A 16,205-nucleotide genomic window follows, 5' to 3' on the forward strand; every position below is an offset into this window, starting at 1 on the left:
ATGGCGCACATCCTGATCGCGGAGGACGAGGAAGGGATCGCCCGCGTCATCGACCGCGCGCTGCGCGCCGACGGGCACCGCACCACCCTCGTCGGGGACGGGCTGGCGGCGCTGGAGCTGGCGACCGGGGGCAGCGTGGACCTGGTGGTGCTGGACGTCGGGCTGCCGAAGATGGACGGCTTCACCGTGCTGCGGATGCTGCGGACCATGGACGAGCCGGTCCCGGTCATCATGTGCACCGCCCGGGACTCCGTCGAGGACACCGTGCACGGCCTGGAGAGCGGGGCCGAGGACTACCTGCCCAAGCCGTTCCGGGTCGAGGAGCTGCGGGCCCGGATCCGGGTGCGGCTGCGTCAGCACGCGGAGCAGCAGGGCAACGGGCGGCAGGACGACGTGCTCGAGGCCGCCGGGGTCAGGCTCGACATCGGCGCTCGTTCCGCCAGCGTCGACGGCCGTGCGGTGGAGCTGTCCGCGAGGGAGTTCTCACTGGCCCGAGAGCTGATGGAGCACGCCGGACAGGTGCTCAGCCGGGACCAGCTGCTGGACCGGGTGTGGGGCTTCGAGGTCACCGGCACCTCCAACGTCGTCGACGTCTACATCCGCTACCTGCGGGCCAAGCTCGGCAGCGAGCGCATCACGACCGTCCGGGGGGTCGGGTACCGCTTCGAGCACTGAGGGGTTCGGCAGTCTCGTGCCAGCCCTGGTGCGGCCCTGGTGGCCCTCTGTGGTCCGGTGCCCCCGCATGTGCTCGACGGCCCCACGCTTCGTGGATGCCCCCGCCGCTGCACCGGTGGGGCTCTCCGGCAGCCGTAGGGCGCCCGAACATCCGTGGGGCGATGCCCTGCCGTGCCTGCCAGCCCTCAGCCGCTCTCGCCCCCAAGCCACCGCGGTGGGTTTCTGTTGCCCTGGCTACCCGTAGCCACCGCGGTGAGGGGCAGCTCGCTCGAGGTATGCCGCTCGCCGGGTCGTCGGGCGCCCCTCGGTCCGCAGCGACCCGCAGTTCCTTGATGGCCCCGCGTTCTGTGGAAGCCCCCGCCGGTGCAACCGTGGGGCGATCCCGTCGAGCGGGGGGCCATCGAGGAGTCGCGGGGGAGACAGGCATACCTCGAGGTAGACGACCAAGAAACCCCCGCGCCGGACCGCCCGGGCCAGCCGTGCGAGCACCCCGCTGACCTGGGATGAGAGCCCTCTCATCACGGTGTCATGGCCACCTCATGCGGCGGGTGTTGACTCAGCGAGCACACGCGGAGACGACCCGTCATCGCGAGTCTCGACGAAAGGCGGACGCCATGGACACGGTCACCGAACCGCTGCGGGCGCTCTTCTACTCGCACGACTCCCAGGGCCTCGGTCACTTCCGCCGGAACCGTGCGCTGGCGCACACCCTGTCCCGCCGGCTGCCCGCCCTTACCGGCCGCGCGGTCACCGGGCTGCTGGTCAACGGGGTCGCCGGGGCGGCCTCCCGGTCGCTGCCGGCCGGCTTCGACGTGGTCACGCTGCCCTCGGTCGGCAAGACCGGCCCGCATTACGGCCCGCGCCACCTCACCCTCGGGATGGACGCCGTCATCTCCGTGCGCGGCGAGATCTTCCGTGCCACCGGGCTCACCCTGCGGCCCGACCTGGTCGTCGTCGACCGGCACGCGCTCGGGGTCGGCGGTGAGCTGCGGGCCGGGCTGCACGCCATGCGCCGGGAGCTGCCGCACACCCGGTTCGTGCTCGGCCTGCGCGACGTGCTCGACGAGCCGGAGGCCCTGGAGGCCGAGTGGAAGCGCACCCCGCCCGGGCTGATCCGGGAGATCTACGACGAGATCTGGGTCTACGGCGACCCGAGCGTCCACGACCTGCGCACCTCCGGCGAGCTGCCCCGTGGCCTGCACGACATGGTCCGCTACCAGGGCTTCCTGGCCCACGGTCGGGCCGAGGACCCCTCGGACCTCGAGCCGGAGCAGCCCTACCTGATCACCACCGCGGGCGGCGGCAGCGACGGGATGCGGCTGTGCCGCGCGGCGGCCCGGGCCACCGTCCCCGCCGGGCACCGGCACCTGCTGGTCACCGGCCCGCAGATGTCCGACTCCGACCACCGCAGCGTGGAGCGGGACGCCGCCCCCGGGACCACCGTCGCCCGCAGCGTCTCGGACGCCGCCGGTCTCATCCGGCAGGCCGCGGCCTCGGTCTCGATGGCCGGCTACAACACGGTCACCGAGACCCTGGCCACCGACGTCCCGGCCCTGCTCGTGCCACGAGAGTACCCGCGCACCGAGCAGCTGATCCGGGCCCGGGCGCTCGCCGCGGTCGGGGCCGCCGACGTGCTCCGCGAGCCCGACCTCACCCCGACGGCCATCAGCCGCTGGTGGGCCGGTGCCGTCCGCCGGCGTGTGGACCGCTCCGGCCTCGACCTGGGTGGGCTGCGCACCGTCGCCAGCTCCGCGGCCCGGTTGACCCGCCCCGCCCCCGACGCCCTGGGCGCAGCCCCCTTCGGTGCGCCCCTGGCCAGCGTCGGTGCCCCGACCGTCGGTGCCACCGCCCTCACCCCCGTCGGCGACCTCGCCGCCCCGCCCCGGAAGGAGCTCTCCGTTGCCGTCTGACCAGCCCCGCACGGCCTACGTCGTCAAGGTCTACCCCCGGTTCTCCGAGACCTTCATCGTCACCGAGATCCTGGCCCGGGAGGCCGCCGGGGAGACGCTGTCCATCTACGCGCTGCGCCCCACCACCGACTCCCGCTTCCACCCGCAGCTGGCCCAGGTGCGGGCCCCGGTGACGCACGTACCCCGCCCCTACAAGCTCAGCGCCGAGTGGGAGACCCTGGCGCGCGCCCAGGCCGAGCTGCCCGGGTTCGGCGAGCGTCTCGGCGCGCTGATGCCGCTGCTCGTCCGGCTCGACCCCTCCGACGTCGGCCAGGCCGTCGACCTCGCGCTGCGGCTGCGCCGGGACGGCATCGACCGGGTGCACGTGCACTTCGCGAACATGGCGTCCTGGTGCACCGCGATCGCGGCCGCGCTGCTCGACATCCCGTTCAGCGTCACCACCCACGCCAAGGACCTCTTCCACGACGACGTGGACCGGGTCGTGCTGCGCGAGGTGCTGCGCCGGGCCGAGACCGTGGTCACCATCAGCGACTACAACGCCCGCTTCCTGCTCACCGAGATCGACCCCGACCTGGGCGACAAGGTGGTGCTGGTCCGCAACGGCCTGGAGCTGTCCCGCTTCACCTACCGCGACCCGGCGACGCCCGGCCCCGCGCTGCACGTGCTGGCCGTCGGGCGGCTGGTGGAGAAGAAGGGCTTCTCCTTCCTCGTCGACGCCGTCGCCGGGCTGCGCGCCCAGAGCCTGCGGGCCGAGGTCCGGATCGTCGGCGAGGGAGAGCTCGCTGCCGACCTCGCCGCGCAGGTCGCCGCCGCCGGGCTGCAGGACGCGGTCAGCCTGGTGGGCTCACGCAGCCAGGCCGAGCTGGTCGCCGAGCTGGACTGGGCCGACGTCATGGTCGCCCCCTGCGTGGTCGGCGCGGACGGCAACGCCGACGGTCTGCCGACCGTGCTGCTCGAGGCGATGGCCAGCGGGGTGCCCTGCGTCGCGACCGACGTCACCGGCATACCCGAGGCGATCCACCCCGCCACCGCGGACGCCCCCGCCACCGGGATCCTGCTGTCCCGCGACCGCGCCGGGCTCGTCTCCCGGGTCGCCGACGCGCTGCAGCAGGTCGCCGACCCCGGCTGGCCACGGGTCGAGGTGGCCCGCGCCGCCCGGTCCGCGGTCGAGCGCGACTTCGACACCACCACCCAGGCGGCGCTGCTGGCCGCCACCACCACAGGAGCACTGGTATGACCCGCGTCGCCTACGTCTGCGCCGATCCCGGCATCCCGGTCTTCGGCACCAAGGGGGCCAGCGTCCACATCCAGGAGATGATCCGCGCCTGGCGGGCCCGCGGCGCCGAGGTGGAGGTGTATGCCGTCCGCCTCGGTGAGGACGTCCCCGCCGACCTCGCCGACCTGGTGGTCCACCACGTGCCCGTCGGCAAGGGCGCTGACCCCGCCGAGCGGGAGGTCGCCCAGCAGCGTGCCGCCGCCGAGATCGGGCGCCTCGTCGCGCTGTCCGCGCCGGACGTCGTCCACGAGCGCTACTCGCTCTTCTCCACCGTCCTGCACGACGTCCGCGAGCGGGCCGCGACGGCGCTGCCGGGCGCCGCCCCCAGCACGGTGCTCGAGGTCAACGCGCCGCTGGTCGACGAGCAGCGGACGCACCGGGTCCTCGTCGACGGGATCGCCGCCGAGGCCGCGCTCACCGCCCAGGTCGGCGCCGCCGATGTCGTCGCCTGCGTCAGCACCCCGGTCGCCGACTGGGTCAGCGAGCGGGTCGACCCGCTGGGAGGCCCCGGCCCCGAGGTCGTCGTCGTGCCCAACGGCGTCAACACCGACCGCATCCGCCCGGTCACGCCGGACCTCGACGGTGCCCCGGTCGTCGTCTTCGTCGGCACCCTCAAGCCCTGGCACGGGGTGGAGCACCTGCTGGAGGCCGCGGTCCTGGCGCAGGTGCCGTGGCGGCTGCGGATCATCGGCGACGGCCCGCAGCGGCAGAGCATCGAGGAGTATGCCCGCAGCACCGGTCTGTCGGTCGAGCTCACCGGGGCGCTCCCGCCCGAGCAGGTCCCGGCCGCGCTGGAGGGGGCCCTGGTCGCCGTCGCCCCGTACCCGCAGGCACCCGATCAGGACCACTACTTCTCCCCGCTCAAGGTCTACGAGTACGGTGCCGCCGCGCTGCCGGTGGTGGCCTCCCGGATCGGGCAGATCCCCGAGGTGGTCCGCCACGGCGAGACCGGGCTGCTCGTGCCGCCCTCGGACCCGGCCGCGCTCGCCGCCGCCATCGACTCCCTCGCCGCCGACCCCGCCCGGGCCCGGGCGATGGGGGCGGCCGGGCGGGCCCTGATGGAGCAGCAGCACTCCTGGGGTCACGTGCTGGAGGCCACCTTGGCGCCCCTGGCACCCCTGGCGGCGGTGGCCCGATGAGCCGTCGCGCGAAGCAGACCGAGTCGAAGCGGGCCGACCCCGAGCAGACCGACCCCGAGCAGACCGAGGAGATCGAGACCGAGGAGGCGCCGCCGGAGCGGTCTGCGCTGCGTCGCACGCTCGAGCTGGTGGGCCCCCACCTGAACGGTCAGCGCGCGCTGCTCGCCGGGGGCGGGGGGCTGCTGGTCCTGGAGGTCGTCTTCCGGGTGCTCGAGCCGTGGCCCACCAAGTTCGTCATCGACGCCCTCACCCGCAGCCTGGGGGCGAATTTGGCCGAGCCCGGCCCGGCCGCCTCGGTGCAGCTGCTGGTGGCCTGCGGGCTGGCGACGATCGCCATCATCGGGTTGCGTGCCGTCTGCAACTACGGCGCCACGGTCGCCTTCGCGCTCGGCGGCTCCCGGATCGCGACCAAGCTGCGGGCCCAGGTCTTCGACCACGTCCAGGGCCTGTCCCGGACCTACCACGGGACCGCCCGCTCGGGCGATGTCGTGCAGCGCCTGGTCGCCGACGTAGGTCGGCTGCAGGAGGTCGCGGTCACCGCCGGTATGCCGCTCATCGTCAACGTCTTCACGCTGATCGCCATGCTCGGGGTGATGACCTGGCTGGACCCGGTGCTGGCCTTCATCGTGCTCGCCGCGATCCTCATCTTCCTGATGTTCTCCCGGCTCAGCACCGGCAAGATCACCACCGCCTCCCGCAAGACCCGTCGCAGCGAGGGCGACCTGGCCAACGTGGCCCAGGAGACGCTCGCCGGGATGGCGCACGTGCAGGCATACGGGATGGAGGACGACCGTTCGGCGACCTTCCGCGGCTCCAACGACCGGTCCCTCAAGGAGGGCGTCGTCGCCCGGCGGCTGGCCGCCGGGCTGGAGCGGCGCACCGACGTGCTGGTCGGCGTCGCCACCGCCGCGGTGCTGCTGCTCGGCGGGACCCGGGTGCTGCAGGGGGCGATGACCCCCGGCGACATGGTGATCTTCCTGACCTACCTGAAGACGTCGATGAAGCCGCTGCGGGACCTGGCCAAGTACACCGGCCGGGTGGCCCGGGCCACCGCTTCCGGCGAGCGGGTCGCGGACCTGCTGGACGTCACCCCGGACATAGTCTCCCCGGCCGTCCCGGTGCCGCTCGGTCCGGTGCGTGGCCGGCTGGACCTCACCGGGGTGCAGCTGTCCTTCGTGCCCGGTGTGCCGGTGCTGCGCGGGCTCGACCTGAGCATCGCCCCCGGCGAGCGGGTCGCCCTGGTCGGGCCCTCGGGCTCGGGCAAGTCGACGGTCGCCTCGCTGCTGCTGCGGTTGCTGGACCCCGACCAGGGCAGCGTGCGCCTGGACGGGCACGACCTGCGCGACCTGGACCTGAAGGAGCTGCGCTCCCGGGTGGCTCTGGTGCAGCAGGACGCGGTGCTGTTCACCGGCACCATCGAGGACAACATCCGCCAGGGGCGGCCCGAGGCCACCGACCGGGAGATCCGGCGGGCCGCCGACCTGGCCAGGGTCAGCCAGTTCACCCAGGACCTGCCCGAGGGCCTGCAGACCGTGGTCAGCGAGCGCGGCAGCAGCCTCTCCGGTGGGCAGAAGCAGCGGATCTCGCTGGCCCGTGCCTTCCTGCGAGACGCCCCGGTGCTGGTGCTGGACGAGCCGACGACCGGCCTGGACCCGGAGAACGTCACCCTCGTCGGGGAGGCGCTCGACGCGCTCAGCCGCGGCCGGACCACGGTGATGATCACCCACGACGTCGAGGTCGCGCGCCGCGCCGACCGGGTCTGCATCATCGAGCAGGGCCGGGTGCGCTGGAGCGGCCCCGCCGAGCTCGCCCGGCTCGACGACGTCCTGGAGGAGAACCATGGCTGAGGACCCCACGCTGGAGCTGCTGCTGGACCCGCAGCGGCTCTCTGCCCTGCTGCGCACCCCGGTCCGGGTGGCGCACCTGCGGCCCAAGCCGGGGGTCCGTCACACGGCGGTGCTGCTCACCCCGGACGGTGCCGTCCAGGGGTGGGCGCAGGTGCTGGTCGGGGAGGCCCGGGTGAAGGGCGCCAAGGCTCGTGCCCGCGCCGAGGAGCTGGGGCTGGACCGGCAGCTGTCCACCCTGCCGCTGCCCCAATGGGACGCCGACCTGCTCTGGGGCGGCGTGGCCACCGACCTCGACCTGATGACCCCGCTGGCCCGCGCCGGGCTGGACCTGAACGGACCGGACGTGACCCTGCTCCGCTACAACCCGTCGCGTCGGGTGGTCGCCCGCATCGGTGGGCACGTGGTGCGGGTGACGGTGGACAGGCACCGCCGGTCGCTGAGGGCCCTCGGCGCCGCCCTGGCGGAGCAGGGTATGCCGGTGCTCACCCAGGTCCCGGCCGAGCGGGTGGGGCTGACCAGCACCTCCCGGCTCTCGGTGTGGCCATGGGTCGAGGGGCACGACCTGGCCCAGGCGCACACCGATGAGCAGCTCGCCGAGGCCGGTGGGCTGCTGGCCCGGCTGCACGGTCTCGACCCCACGCGCCTACCGGAGCTGCCACGGCGGGGGTGGTCCGAGGTGCGCCAGGCCGCCGGCCGGGCGATGGACCTGCTGGAGCGGGTCGCGCCCGACCAGGCATACCCGGTGCGGCTGGCGTGGGAGAGCCTGCCGGCCGACCTGGCAGGGTCGGCGCCGGTGGTGCTGCACGGCGACTTCTCGCTCGACCAGTGCCTGGCGGGAGAGCGGCGGCTGTGGCTGACCGACCTGGACCGGGCCTGCGTCGGCCCCCCGGAGCTCGACCTGGCCAGCGCGCAGGCAGCGACCCTCGTCGACGCCGAGGAGGAGGACCCTGCCGACCTGACGGCGCTGGTCGAGGGCTACGGCGGGGCAGCAGTCCCGGGGCCGTGGGTGGCCGCCGCCCTGCTGAGCCGGATCAGCGAGCCGTGGCGCGGGCAGCGACCCGGCTGGCAGGCGCGGACCACACGGCTGGCCCGGCTCGCCCTCGAGCTCGCGGACCGGACACCGGGGTGGCAGGTGCCGGCAGCGGTCGAGGACCACGGCACCCGGGTACGCGTCGAACGGGCGTGGCCCGGCGGGTCCGCACAACGCGGGGGGGCCGCGCCGGGCGGTGGGTCGGGCAGCGGGGGCGGTGCCGGGAGCACCGGTGCCTCCGTCGCCGTCGAGGGGCACGACGACGCCGGGCTGCTGCGCGCCGGCACCCTGCGCACCGACGGCACCCTGCACCTGCTGCCGCACGCTGAGGACCCACGGCTGCCCTCGCTCGCCGCGGTCGCCCGCGGCGGCAGCCTGCTCGTGCACCGAGCCGGGCGACGGGCGGTCGTGCGCCGCCCCGACGGCTACGTCAAGGTGGTCCGTGCCGGGCGTGGTCCCGCCGTGGCGCAGGCCTCCCGGACCGGGGCCGGGCTGGTGGAGCAGGCCGGCCTGCTCGCCGCGGCGGTGCTGGACGAGGGCGAGGACACGGTGCGCTTCGCGGCGCTGCCGGGCACCCCCGTGCAGCGCCTGTCCGCGGATGGGGCGTGGCCGACGCTCTGGGACGGTTGGGCGCAGGCCTGGTCACAGCTGCAGCGGCTCGAGGCGCCGGGCCTGCCCGCGCACACCGCGGTGGACGAGGCCGAGGTGCTGCACACCTGGCGGGACCGTGCCCTGGGCGTCGGGGTGCTGGCCGGGACACCGTGGGCCGAGCGCCTCACCCGCACCGCGGCCGAGCTCCAGGCCCTGCCGCCGACCCGGCTGGTCCCCACGCACCGAGACCTCCACGACGGCCAGCTGCTCTGGGACGGACAGCACCTGGCGGTCCTCGACCTGGACACCCTGTGCCGCGCCGAGCCCGCCCTGGACCTGGCCAACCTCGCGGTGCACGCCGGCTTGCGGGAGGCCCAGGGCGCCTGGTCGCCCACCTCCGCGCAGGTGGTGGCCGAGGCCACCGTCCGGGTGGCGGTCGCGGCGGAGGTCGACCCCCAGCGGTGGGCACAGGCATACCGCGCGACCGTGGCCAGGCTGGTCGCGGTGTATGCCTTCCGCCCGCGGTGGCGGGACACCGTGCTCTCCTGGGCGCAGGACGAGTGGGCGTGGCTGGAGGCCGCGGGGACGGATGAGAGCCTTCTCATCCGCGTCTCACAGCGCTCTCCTCAGGGTGAGGCAGGATCGAGACCATGAAGCTGCTCGCCTCCGCCCTGACGCTGGTCCTGATCGGCCTGTCCGGGATCTGGCTGTGGTTCGACGCCGCGGCCGAGACGCAGGAGTCCGCCGGGGTGGTCGTCGCCGGCCAGCTGGAACCGGGAGCCGACTCGCAGGCCGCGTCCCTGGAGGGCGCCACCGACCTCACCGCGACCGCCGCGCTGGACGGGGTGGCCGCCCGCTCGGTGACGATCCTCGACCCCGCCGCCGCCGGGCTGCTGGTCGGTGCGGTGCAGGACGGGGCCGGTGGCCTGACCGCGGTCTTCGACGCCGCGCTCAGCCAGGCCGAGCAGGACCGGGTCGCCGCCGAGCGTGCAGAGGTGGAGAAGGAACGGGAGGCTGCCGAGAAGGCCGCGGCCGAGGCACGCCAGGCCGAGGAGGCCGCTCGAGCGGCGGAGGAGGCGGCACGTGAGGCCGAGCGGGAGCGCGAGGCCGCGCCTGCTCCGGCTCCTGCACCCGCCCCTGCGCCGGCTCCCGCCCCGGCGCCTGCTCCTGCCCCCGCGCCTGCTCCGGTCAACCCGCCCGGGATGTGCTGGGACGACGACGAGTGGGAAGAGTGCGACGACGATGACGATGACGATGACGACGATGACGACGATGACGATGACGAATGGGATGACGACTGAGTCCTGAGCGGGTCTGAGAAGTCCGACGCCGACGGTTCGAGACGGTGGACGGGCACCGGAGGAGATGTCCTCGCCGGATGGTGCCGCGGGCTGCGCGTGGTGCCCGTTCGGCGCGACGTGAGGGAGCGGCATACCTGTCCATGCCCCACGTGTCCCGGCTGACCCCACGGATCTTCGCCGGCCCCACGCCTGCGCGGTCCCCCCACGACTACAGCGTGGGGGCGGTCCACCACCCGTGGGGTGACCGAAGAAGCGCGGGGCTTCGGGGCCGAGGCACACCTGCGCGTGGGCCGGCCGGGTGGCTCGCTAGCGTGAGCGGCATGGAAGCCCAGCCCGCCACCGGGACCACCCCACCGCGTCGCGTCCTCCTCGTCGAGACGTGGCTGGTCCTGGGCGTGAGCCTGGGCGCCTCCGCGATCTGGGCGTTGCTCAGCCTGGTCCGCAAGCTGACCGCCGAGCAGTCCCTGTCGGCGCAGACCACCAGCATGAACACCAGCTCGGCGCCGGGACGACCCTGGCTGGACCTCACCTACCAGCTGGTCGGGGTGGCGCTGGCGCTGGTGCCGGTCCTGCTCGCCCTGCACCTGCTGGCCCGGGACCGGCCCCGGCCCTGGCTGCTCATCGGCCTCGACCTGCGCCGACCCGTGCGCGACCTGGCCCGCGGCACCCTGCTCGCGGCGGTCATCGGCATACCCGGGCTGGCGCTCTACCTCACCGCCCGCGAGCTGGGCCTGAACACCACGGTCGCCCCGGCGAACCTGCCCGAGGTGTGGTGGGCGATCCCGGTGCTGATCCTCGCCGCCGTCCAGAACTCGCTGCTGGAGGAGGTGCTGATGGTCGGCTACCTCTTCACCCGCTGGGCGCAGGCCGGGTGGTCCACCTGGACGATCATCCTGACCTCCGCGCTGATCCGCGGCGGGTACCACCTCTACCAGGGGTTCGGCGGGTTCATCGGCAACGTCGCGATGGGCATCATCCTGGGCTGGTTCTACACCCGGACCCGTCGGGTGATGCCGCTGGTCGTCGCGCACACGCTGCTGGACGTCGTCGCGTTCGTCGGGTATGCCGCACTCGCGGGCCGGGTGGACTGGCTCTGACAGGTGGTCCACAGGCGGTCCTGGGGGAGGCCATACCGGGGCGCCGGAGGCTGGGGTCATGCCGCAGCACCCGCCGCGGCCCGACGGAAGGACCAGCTCGTGAAGACCTCCACCGTAGGCATGCTCAGCGCCTCCGCGCTCGCCGCGACGATCATCGGGTTCGGGGTGGCCGCCCCGAGCATCGCCGAGGAGACCGGCACCGACCAGAGCACCACCACGACCACCGAGGACGCTGCGACCGACACCGAGGACACCGACAGCGAAGACACCGAGGCCGAGGCGCTGCCCGAGGGTGACCTCCCCGAAGGTCCCGGCCCCGGACATGGGCCCGGCCACGGCCCCGGCCCGGTCGGCCACCTGGACACCGCCGCCGAGACCCTCGGGCTGAGCACCGACGAGCTCGTCGAGCAGCTGCACGACGGGAGCACCCTCGGCGACATCGCCGACGAGGCGGGTGTGGACCGGCAGACGCTGGTCGACGCCATCCTCGCCGACCAGGAGGAGCGGGTCACCGAGATGCTCGACGAGTCCTTCACCGGCCCGCCCGCCGATGGCCCGGCCGGTGGCCCCGGGGGCCGTCCGGACCGGATGGGCGACGGCGATGATGCCGAGGAGAGCGAGGACGCGCCTACCCTGGAGTCATGACATCGATCGTGCACCTGCCCGAGAGCCAGCGCTGGGAGGCCCGGGACGAGCAGGCCTCCGCGGTGGGCTACCTCAGCTACCAGCTCGTCGACGGCGTGCTGGACCTGCAGCACACCGTGGTCGAGCCGGCCGCCAGCGGCCAGGGGCTCGGTGGCCGGCTGGTCGAGGAGGCGTTGCAGCACGCGCGCGCCGAGGGCCTGCGGGTGCGCCCCACCTGCCCGTTCGTGCCGGCATACCTGGAGAAGCACCCTGAGCACCAGGACCTGGTGGAGGGGTATGCCGACACCGGCTCCGTGCAGGAGGTCCCGATCCGGGACGCCAGCATCCGGCTCGGCCAGCTGCTCAAGCTGGCCGGGCTGGTGCCGGACGGGGCGATGGCGCGGATGGTCATCGAGAACGGTGAGGTGACCCTGGACGGCGAGCCGTCACTGCGTCGCGGCACCCAGGTCCGTCCCGGGCAGGTCGCCAGCTACGCCGGGGAGTCGGTCACCCCCGTCCCCGAGAGCACCGGTGGCGGCTGAGGTCGCGCAGATTTGGGAGGATGAGGCCATGGCCACCTCCCAGACCCTGCCCCTCGCCCTGACGATCGCCGGCTCCGAAGCCACCGGCGGCGCCGGCGCCCAGGTCGACCTGCGGACCTTCCAGCAGCACGGCGTCTTCGGCTGCATGGCGCTCACCTGCATCGTCTCCTTCGACCCGAACGCGGACTGGGGTCACCGGTTCGTCCGGGTCGAGCCGCAGGTGATCCGCGACCAGCTCGAGGCGATCACCACCGCCTACGGTCCGGACCAGCTCGACGTGGTCAAGATCGGCATGCTCGGGACGCCGGTCACCATCGAGACCGTCGCCGGGGTGCTGCGCGAGCGCACCTTCGGCCACGTGGTGCTCGACCCGGTGCTGATCTGCAAGGGCCAGGAGCCCGGTGCGGCGCTGGACACGGACGAAGCGCTCACGGCGCAGGTGCTGCCGCAGGCCACCTTCGTCACCCCGAACCACTTCGAGACGATGTCGCTGGCCGGGGTGGACCGGATCGACGACGTCGAGCAGCTGACCGCGGCCGCCCGCCGTATCCACGAGTCCAGCGGCGCCGCCGTCCTGGCCAAGGGCGGGGTGCACCTGCCCGGTGACGACGCGGTCGACGTCTACGTCGACGCCGAGCGCACCGAGGTGCTGCGCGCGCCCAAGATCGGCGACGGCGTGCAGGTCGCCGGCGCCGGGTGCACGCTGGCCGCCGCCGTCGCCGCGAAGCTGGCGCTGGGGGCCACCCCGTTCGACGCGGCCCGCTCGGCCAAGGAGTTCGTCACCCGCGGGATCGAGGCGCGGATGTCCAGCAGCGCCCCGTTCCAGGTGGTGTGGCAGGGCGCCTGAGCCGGTCTCAGGCCTCGGGGCGCCGCGCCCACGGCAGGTCGGGCACGTCCCGGGCGAACGCGCCCAGCATCCGTTGCGCCCCCTCGACCGCGCTGAGCCGGTGCTCGCGCAGCTCCGTCTCCACGGACCGTGCCTCCTCCCGCACCCCGGGGGAGGCGCGGAAGCTGGACCACAGCTCGGTCTGCAGCAGTGACCACAGCCACTGCAGCTGCTGGTCGGCACGCCGCTGCTCGAGCCCCCCGTCACGGGCCAGGTGCTCGCGGTGGGCCAGCACCTGTTCCCAGACCTCGTCCAGCCCGCTGCCCTCGAGGGCGCTGCAGGTCAGCACCGGGACCCGGCGTCCCTCGTGGTCGCCGCGCAGCAGCCGCATCGCGATGGCCAGCTCCCGGGCGGTGCCCTTCGCCTCGACCGCGTGCCGGCCGTCGGCTTTGTTGACGGCGATGACGTCCGCGATCTCCAGGATCCCGCGCTTGATCCCCTGCAGCTGGTCCCCGGCCCGCGCCAGGGTGAGCAGCAGGAACGTGTCGACCATCTCGGCCACCGCCACCTCGGACTGCCCGACGCCGACCGTCTCCACGACCACCACGTCGAAACCGGCGGCCTCGACGACCACCATCGACTCCCGTGTGGCCCGTGCGACACCGCCCAGGTGCAGCCCGGTCGGGCTCGGCCGCACGAACGCCCCGTCCGCGGTCGCGAGCTCGCCCATCCGGGTCCGGTCGCCCAGGATCGACCCGCCGGAGCGGGACGAGGAGGGGTCGACGGCCAGCACCGCGACCCGGTGACCGCGCTCGAGGAGCCGCAGCCCGAGCGCGTTGATGAAGGTCGACTTCCCCGCGCCCGGCACGCCGGAGATCCCGAGCCGGACCGCGGTGGGTCCCGGGTATGTGCCCAGCTCCTGCAGCAGCGCCCGCGCGGCGACCCGGTGGTCGGCCCGGCTGGACTCCACCAGGGTGATGGCCCGGGCCAGGTGGGCACGCGACCCCGCCCGCACCCCGGCCGCGAGGTCGTCGACGTCGACCGGCCTAGGCACCCGGCGGCTCCCCGCCGTTCCCGGCAGCGCCGTCCGCGGCGGCGTCGCTGCCGTCGTGGCTGTTGCTGCCGTCGTGTCCGAGCCGCCGCCCCAGCTCACGGACCAGGTCCGCCGCCGCGGTGGGGATCACCGTGCCCGGCGGGTAGATCGCGTCCGCGCCGACCGAGCGCAGCTCCTCCATGTCCCCCTCGGGGATGACCCCGCCGACGACGATCATCATGTCCTCCCGGCCCAGCGCATCCAGCTCGCGCCGCACGGCGGGCACCAGGTAGAGGTGGCCGGCGGCCAGCGACGACACCCCCACGACGTGCACATCACCCTCCACCGCCTGGCGGGCCGCCTCGGCCGGGGTCTGGAAGAGCGGGCCCACGTCCACGTCGAAGCCCAGGTCGGCGAAGGCGGTGGCGATCACCTTCTGCCCGCGGTCGTGCCCGTCCTGGCCCATCTTGGCGACCAGGATGCGGGGCCGGCGGCCCTCCGCCTGCTCGAACTCCTCCACCAGCGCCTGCGTGTGCTCCAGCGACGTCGATCCCATGGCTTCCTTCGAGTAGACCCCGCTGATCGTGCGGACCTGCGCGGTGAACCGGCCGAAGACCTGCTCCAGCGCGTCCGAGATCTCGCCGACGGTGGCGTGCGCCCGCGCGGCGTCGATGGCCAGCGCCAGCAGGTTGCCCCAGAGGTCGTCCTCGTCGGAGCGCTCCTCGTTCCCGGCCGCCGCGGTCAGCGCCTCCAGCGCGCGCCGGCAGGCCTCCTCGTCGCGCTCGGCCCGCAGCCGCTCCAACTTGGCGAGCTGGTCGCGGCGGACCTGCGCGTTGTCGATCTTCAGCACCTCGAGCGGCTCCGGGTGGTCCAACGGGTAGCGGTTCACCCCGACCAGGGGCTGGACCCCGCCGTCGATCCGGGCCTGGGTGCGGGCGGCGGCCTCCTCGATGCGCATCTTGGGGATGCCCTCCTCGATGGCGGCCGCCATCCCGCCGGCCTCCTCGACCTCCTCGATGTGCGCCCAGGCGGCCCGCGCCAGGTCATGGGTGAGGCGCTCGACATACGCGCTTCCACCCCACGGGTCGATGACCCGGGTGGTGCCGGACTCCTGCTGCAGGAAGAGCTGGGTGTTGCGCGCGATCCGTGCGCTGAAGTCGGTGGGCAGCGCGATCGCCTCGTCCAGGGCGTTGGTGTGCAGCGACTGGGTATGCCCCTGGGTCGCGGCCATCGCCTCGATGCAGGTGCGGGTCACGTTGTTGTAGACGTCCTGCGCGGTCAGCGACCAGCCGGAGGTCTGGCTGTGCGTGCGCAGCGACAGCGACTTCGGGTCCTGCGGGTCGAGGCGCTGCACCAGCCGGGCCCACAGCAGCCGGGCCGCGCGCAGCTTCGCGACCTCCATGTAGAAGTTCATCCCGATGCCCCAGAAGAACGACAGCCGGGGCGCGAACGAGTCCACCGGCAGGCCCGCCGCCTGCCCGGCGCGCAGGTACTCGACCCCGTCGGCCAGCGTGTACGCCAGCTCCAGGTCGGCCGTGGCCCCGGCCTCCTGGATGTGGTACCCGGAGATCGAGATGGAGTTGAAGCGGGGCATCCGGGCGCTGGTCCAGGAGAAGATGTCGGAGATGATCCGCATGGAGGGGCCCGGCGGGTAGATGTAGGTGTTGCGGACCATGAACTCCTTGAGGATGTCGTTCTGGATGGTCCCGGACAGCTGCTCCGGAGCCACCCCCTGCTCCTCGGCGGCCACCACGTAGAGCGCCAGGATCGGCAGCACCGCGCCGTTCATGGTCATCGACACCGACATCTGGTCCAGCGGGATGCGGTCGAAGAGCTGGCGCATGTCCAGGATCGAGTCGATCGCGACGCCGGCCATCCCGACGTCCCCCTCGACCCGCGGGTGGTCGGAGTCGTAGCCGCGGTGGGTCGCCAGGTCGAAGGCGACGGACAGCCCCTTCTGGCCGGCCGCGAGGTTGCGGCGGTAGAACGCGTTGGACTCGGTCGCGGTCGAGAAACCGGCATACTGCCGGATCGTCCAGGGCTGGTTGACGTACATCGTCGGGTACGGCCCGCGCAGGAACGGCGGCAGCCCCGGGTAGGTGTCCAGGAAGTCGAGCGGCGCGCGCTGCTCCTCGCCGTAGACCGGGGGGACCCGGATGTGCTCAGGGGTATGCCATCCCTCGCCGGGCTGCTCCTGCCCCGCCTCGGGCGACGCCCGGTCGGGGTCGGGGGCAACCATCCGCGACGCTCGGTCGGTCTCAGGGGAACCACTCGCGACGCTCGGTGGGGAAACCAGGGGGACGGTGCTGAAGTC

13 protein-coding genes are annotated in these 16,205 nt (G+C 73.8%); 11 read left to right on the forward strand and 2 right to left on the reverse strand.

The features are described from left to right. The 11 genes from ACI3EY_RS14015 to ACI3EY_RS14065 all read left to right on the forward strand — a co-directional run bounded on the left by ACI3EY_RS14015 (nucleotide 1) and on the right by ACI3EY_RS14065 (nucleotide 12,879). Complete coding sequence (locus ACI3EY_RS14015; protein WP_405040812.1) at nucleotides 1–675, forward strand: response regulator transcription factor; 675 nt, start codon at nucleotides 1–3, stop codon at nucleotides 673–675. Nucleotides 676–1,289: 614 nt separating this feature from the next. Further along, entirely contained in the window at nucleotides 1,290–2,585 is a 1,296-nt protein-coding gene (locus ACI3EY_RS14020; protein ID WP_405040813.1) for a glycosyltransferase family protein, read from the forward strand. Then, nucleotides 2,575–3,822, forward strand: coding sequence for a glycosyltransferase (locus ACI3EY_RS14025; RefSeq protein WP_405040814.1), 1,248 nt, complete (start codon nucleotides 2,575–2,577; stop codon nucleotides 3,820–3,822). The genes ACI3EY_RS14020 and ACI3EY_RS14025 overlap by 11 nt, the downstream gene beginning before the upstream one ends. Then, the gene (locus tag ACI3EY_RS14030) at nucleotides 3,819–5,000 is read left to right on the forward strand and encodes a glycosyltransferase family 4 protein (protein WP_405040815.1); all 1,182 of its coding nucleotides are present in this window, start codon (nucleotides 3,819–3,821) and stop codon (nucleotides 4,998–5,000) included. Before ACI3EY_RS14025 ends, ACI3EY_RS14030 begins: the two co-directional genes overlap by 4 nt. Beyond that, nucleotides 4,997–6,847, forward strand: a complete 1,851-nt coding sequence (locus tag ACI3EY_RS14035; protein ID WP_405040816.1) for an ABC transporter ATP-binding protein — start codon at nucleotides 4,997–4,999, stop codon at nucleotides 6,845–6,847. Before ACI3EY_RS14030 ends, ACI3EY_RS14035 begins: the two co-directional genes overlap by 4 nt. After that, entirely contained in the window at nucleotides 6,840–9,122 is a 2,283-nt protein-coding gene (locus tag ACI3EY_RS14040; RefSeq protein WP_405040817.1) for a phosphotransferase, read from the forward strand. The genes ACI3EY_RS14035 and ACI3EY_RS14040 overlap by 8 nt, the downstream gene beginning before the upstream one ends. Beyond that, complete coding sequence (locus ACI3EY_RS14045) at nucleotides 9,119–9,769, forward strand: hypothetical protein (RefSeq protein WP_405040818.1); 651 nt, start codon at nucleotides 9,119–9,121, stop codon at nucleotides 9,767–9,769. The genes ACI3EY_RS14040 and ACI3EY_RS14045 overlap by 4 nt, the downstream gene beginning before the upstream one ends. Nucleotides 9,770–10,089: 320 nt before the next feature. Beyond that, entirely contained in the window at nucleotides 10,090–10,866 is a 777-nt protein-coding gene (locus tag ACI3EY_RS14050; RefSeq protein WP_405040819.1) for a CPBP family intramembrane glutamic endopeptidase, read from the forward strand. Between the two features lie 99 nt (nucleotides 10,867–10,965). Then, nucleotides 10,966–11,511 (forward strand): hypothetical protein, encoded by a 546-nt coding sequence (locus ACI3EY_RS14055; RefSeq protein ID WP_405040820.1) that lies wholly within the window; start codon nucleotides 10,966–10,968, stop codon nucleotides 11,509–11,511. Then, entirely contained in the window at nucleotides 11,508–12,032 is a 525-nt protein-coding gene (locus tag ACI3EY_RS14060; protein WP_405040821.1) for a GNAT family N-acetyltransferase, read from the forward strand. Before ACI3EY_RS14055 ends, ACI3EY_RS14060 begins: the two co-directional genes overlap by 4 nt. A 28-nt stretch (nucleotides 12,033–12,060) precedes the next feature. After that, nucleotides 12,061–12,879 carry a bifunctional hydroxymethylpyrimidine kinase/phosphomethylpyrimidine kinase gene (locus ACI3EY_RS14065; RefSeq protein ID WP_405040822.1) on the forward strand — a complete coding sequence of 273 codons (819 nt, stop codon included), beginning with the start codon at nucleotides 12,061–12,063 and terminating at the stop codon, nucleotides 12,877–12,879. A gap of 7 nt (nucleotides 12,880–12,886) precedes the next feature. On the opposite strand, the gene meaB is transcribed toward ACI3EY_RS14065, so the two are convergent. Together meaB and scpA are read right to left on the reverse strand one after the other, a co-directional pair. Beyond that, on the reverse strand, nucleotides 12,887–13,912 hold the full coding sequence (meaB, locus tag ACI3EY_RS14070; protein ID WP_405040823.1) for a methylmalonyl Co-A mutase-associated GTPase MeaB: 1,026 nt from the start codon (nucleotides 13,910–13,912) through the stop codon (nucleotides 12,887–12,889). Beyond that, nucleotides 13,905–16,130, reverse strand: a complete 2,226-nt coding sequence (gene scpA, locus ACI3EY_RS14075; protein ID WP_405040824.1) for a methylmalonyl-CoA mutase — start codon at nucleotides 16,128–16,130, stop codon at nucleotides 13,905–13,907. Before scpA ends, meaB begins: the two co-directional genes overlap by 8 nt. Nucleotides 16,131–16,205: the final 75 nt, after the last annotated feature.

The sequence above is a fragment of the Serinicoccus shuyuelongi genome, assembly GCF_045032955.1.
Classification (GTDB): domain Bacteria; phylum Actinomycetota; class Actinomycetes; order Actinomycetales; family Dermatophilaceae; genus Ornithinicoccus.

Excerpts from the sequence above, each read along its gene's own strand:
- ACI3EY_RS14035 (WP_405040816.1), top strand. The coding sequence starts at position 4,997 with ATGAGCCGTCGCGCGAAGCAGACCGAGTCGAAGCGGGCCGACCCCGAG.
- ACI3EY_RS14060 (WP_405040821.1), top strand. The coding sequence starts at position 11,508 with ATGACATCGATCGTGCACCTGCCCGAGAGCCAGCGCTGGGAGGCCCGG.
- ACI3EY_RS14020 (WP_405040813.1), top strand. The coding sequence starts at position 1,290 with ATGGACACGGTCACCGAACCGCTGCGGGCGCTCTTCTACTCGCACGAC.
- ACI3EY_RS14030 (WP_405040815.1), top strand. The coding sequence starts at position 3,819 with ATGACCCGCGTCGCCTACGTCTGCGCCGATCCCGGCATCCCGGTCTTC.
- ACI3EY_RS14015 (WP_405040812.1), top strand. The coding sequence starts at position 1 with ATGGCGCACATCCTGATCGCGGAGGACGAGGAAGGGATCGCCCGCGTC.
- ACI3EY_RS14040 (WP_405040817.1), top strand. The coding sequence starts at position 6,840 with ATGGCTGAGGACCCCACGCTGGAGCTGCTGCTGGACCCGCAGCGGCTC.
- ACI3EY_RS14045 (WP_405040818.1), top strand. The coding sequence starts at position 9,119 with ATGAAGCTGCTCGCCTCCGCCCTGACGCTGGTCCTGATCGGCCTGTCC.
- ACI3EY_RS14065 (WP_405040822.1), top strand. The coding sequence starts at position 12,061 with ATGGCCACCTCCCAGACCCTGCCCCTCGCCCTGACGATCGCCGGCTCC.
- ACI3EY_RS14050 (WP_405040819.1), top strand. The coding sequence starts at position 10,090 with ATGGAAGCCCAGCCCGCCACCGGGACCACCCCACCGCGTCGCGTCCTC.
- scpA (WP_405040824.1), bottom strand. The coding sequence starts at position 16,130 with ATGGTTGCCCCCGACCCCGACCGGGCGTCGCCCGAGGCGGGGCAGGAG.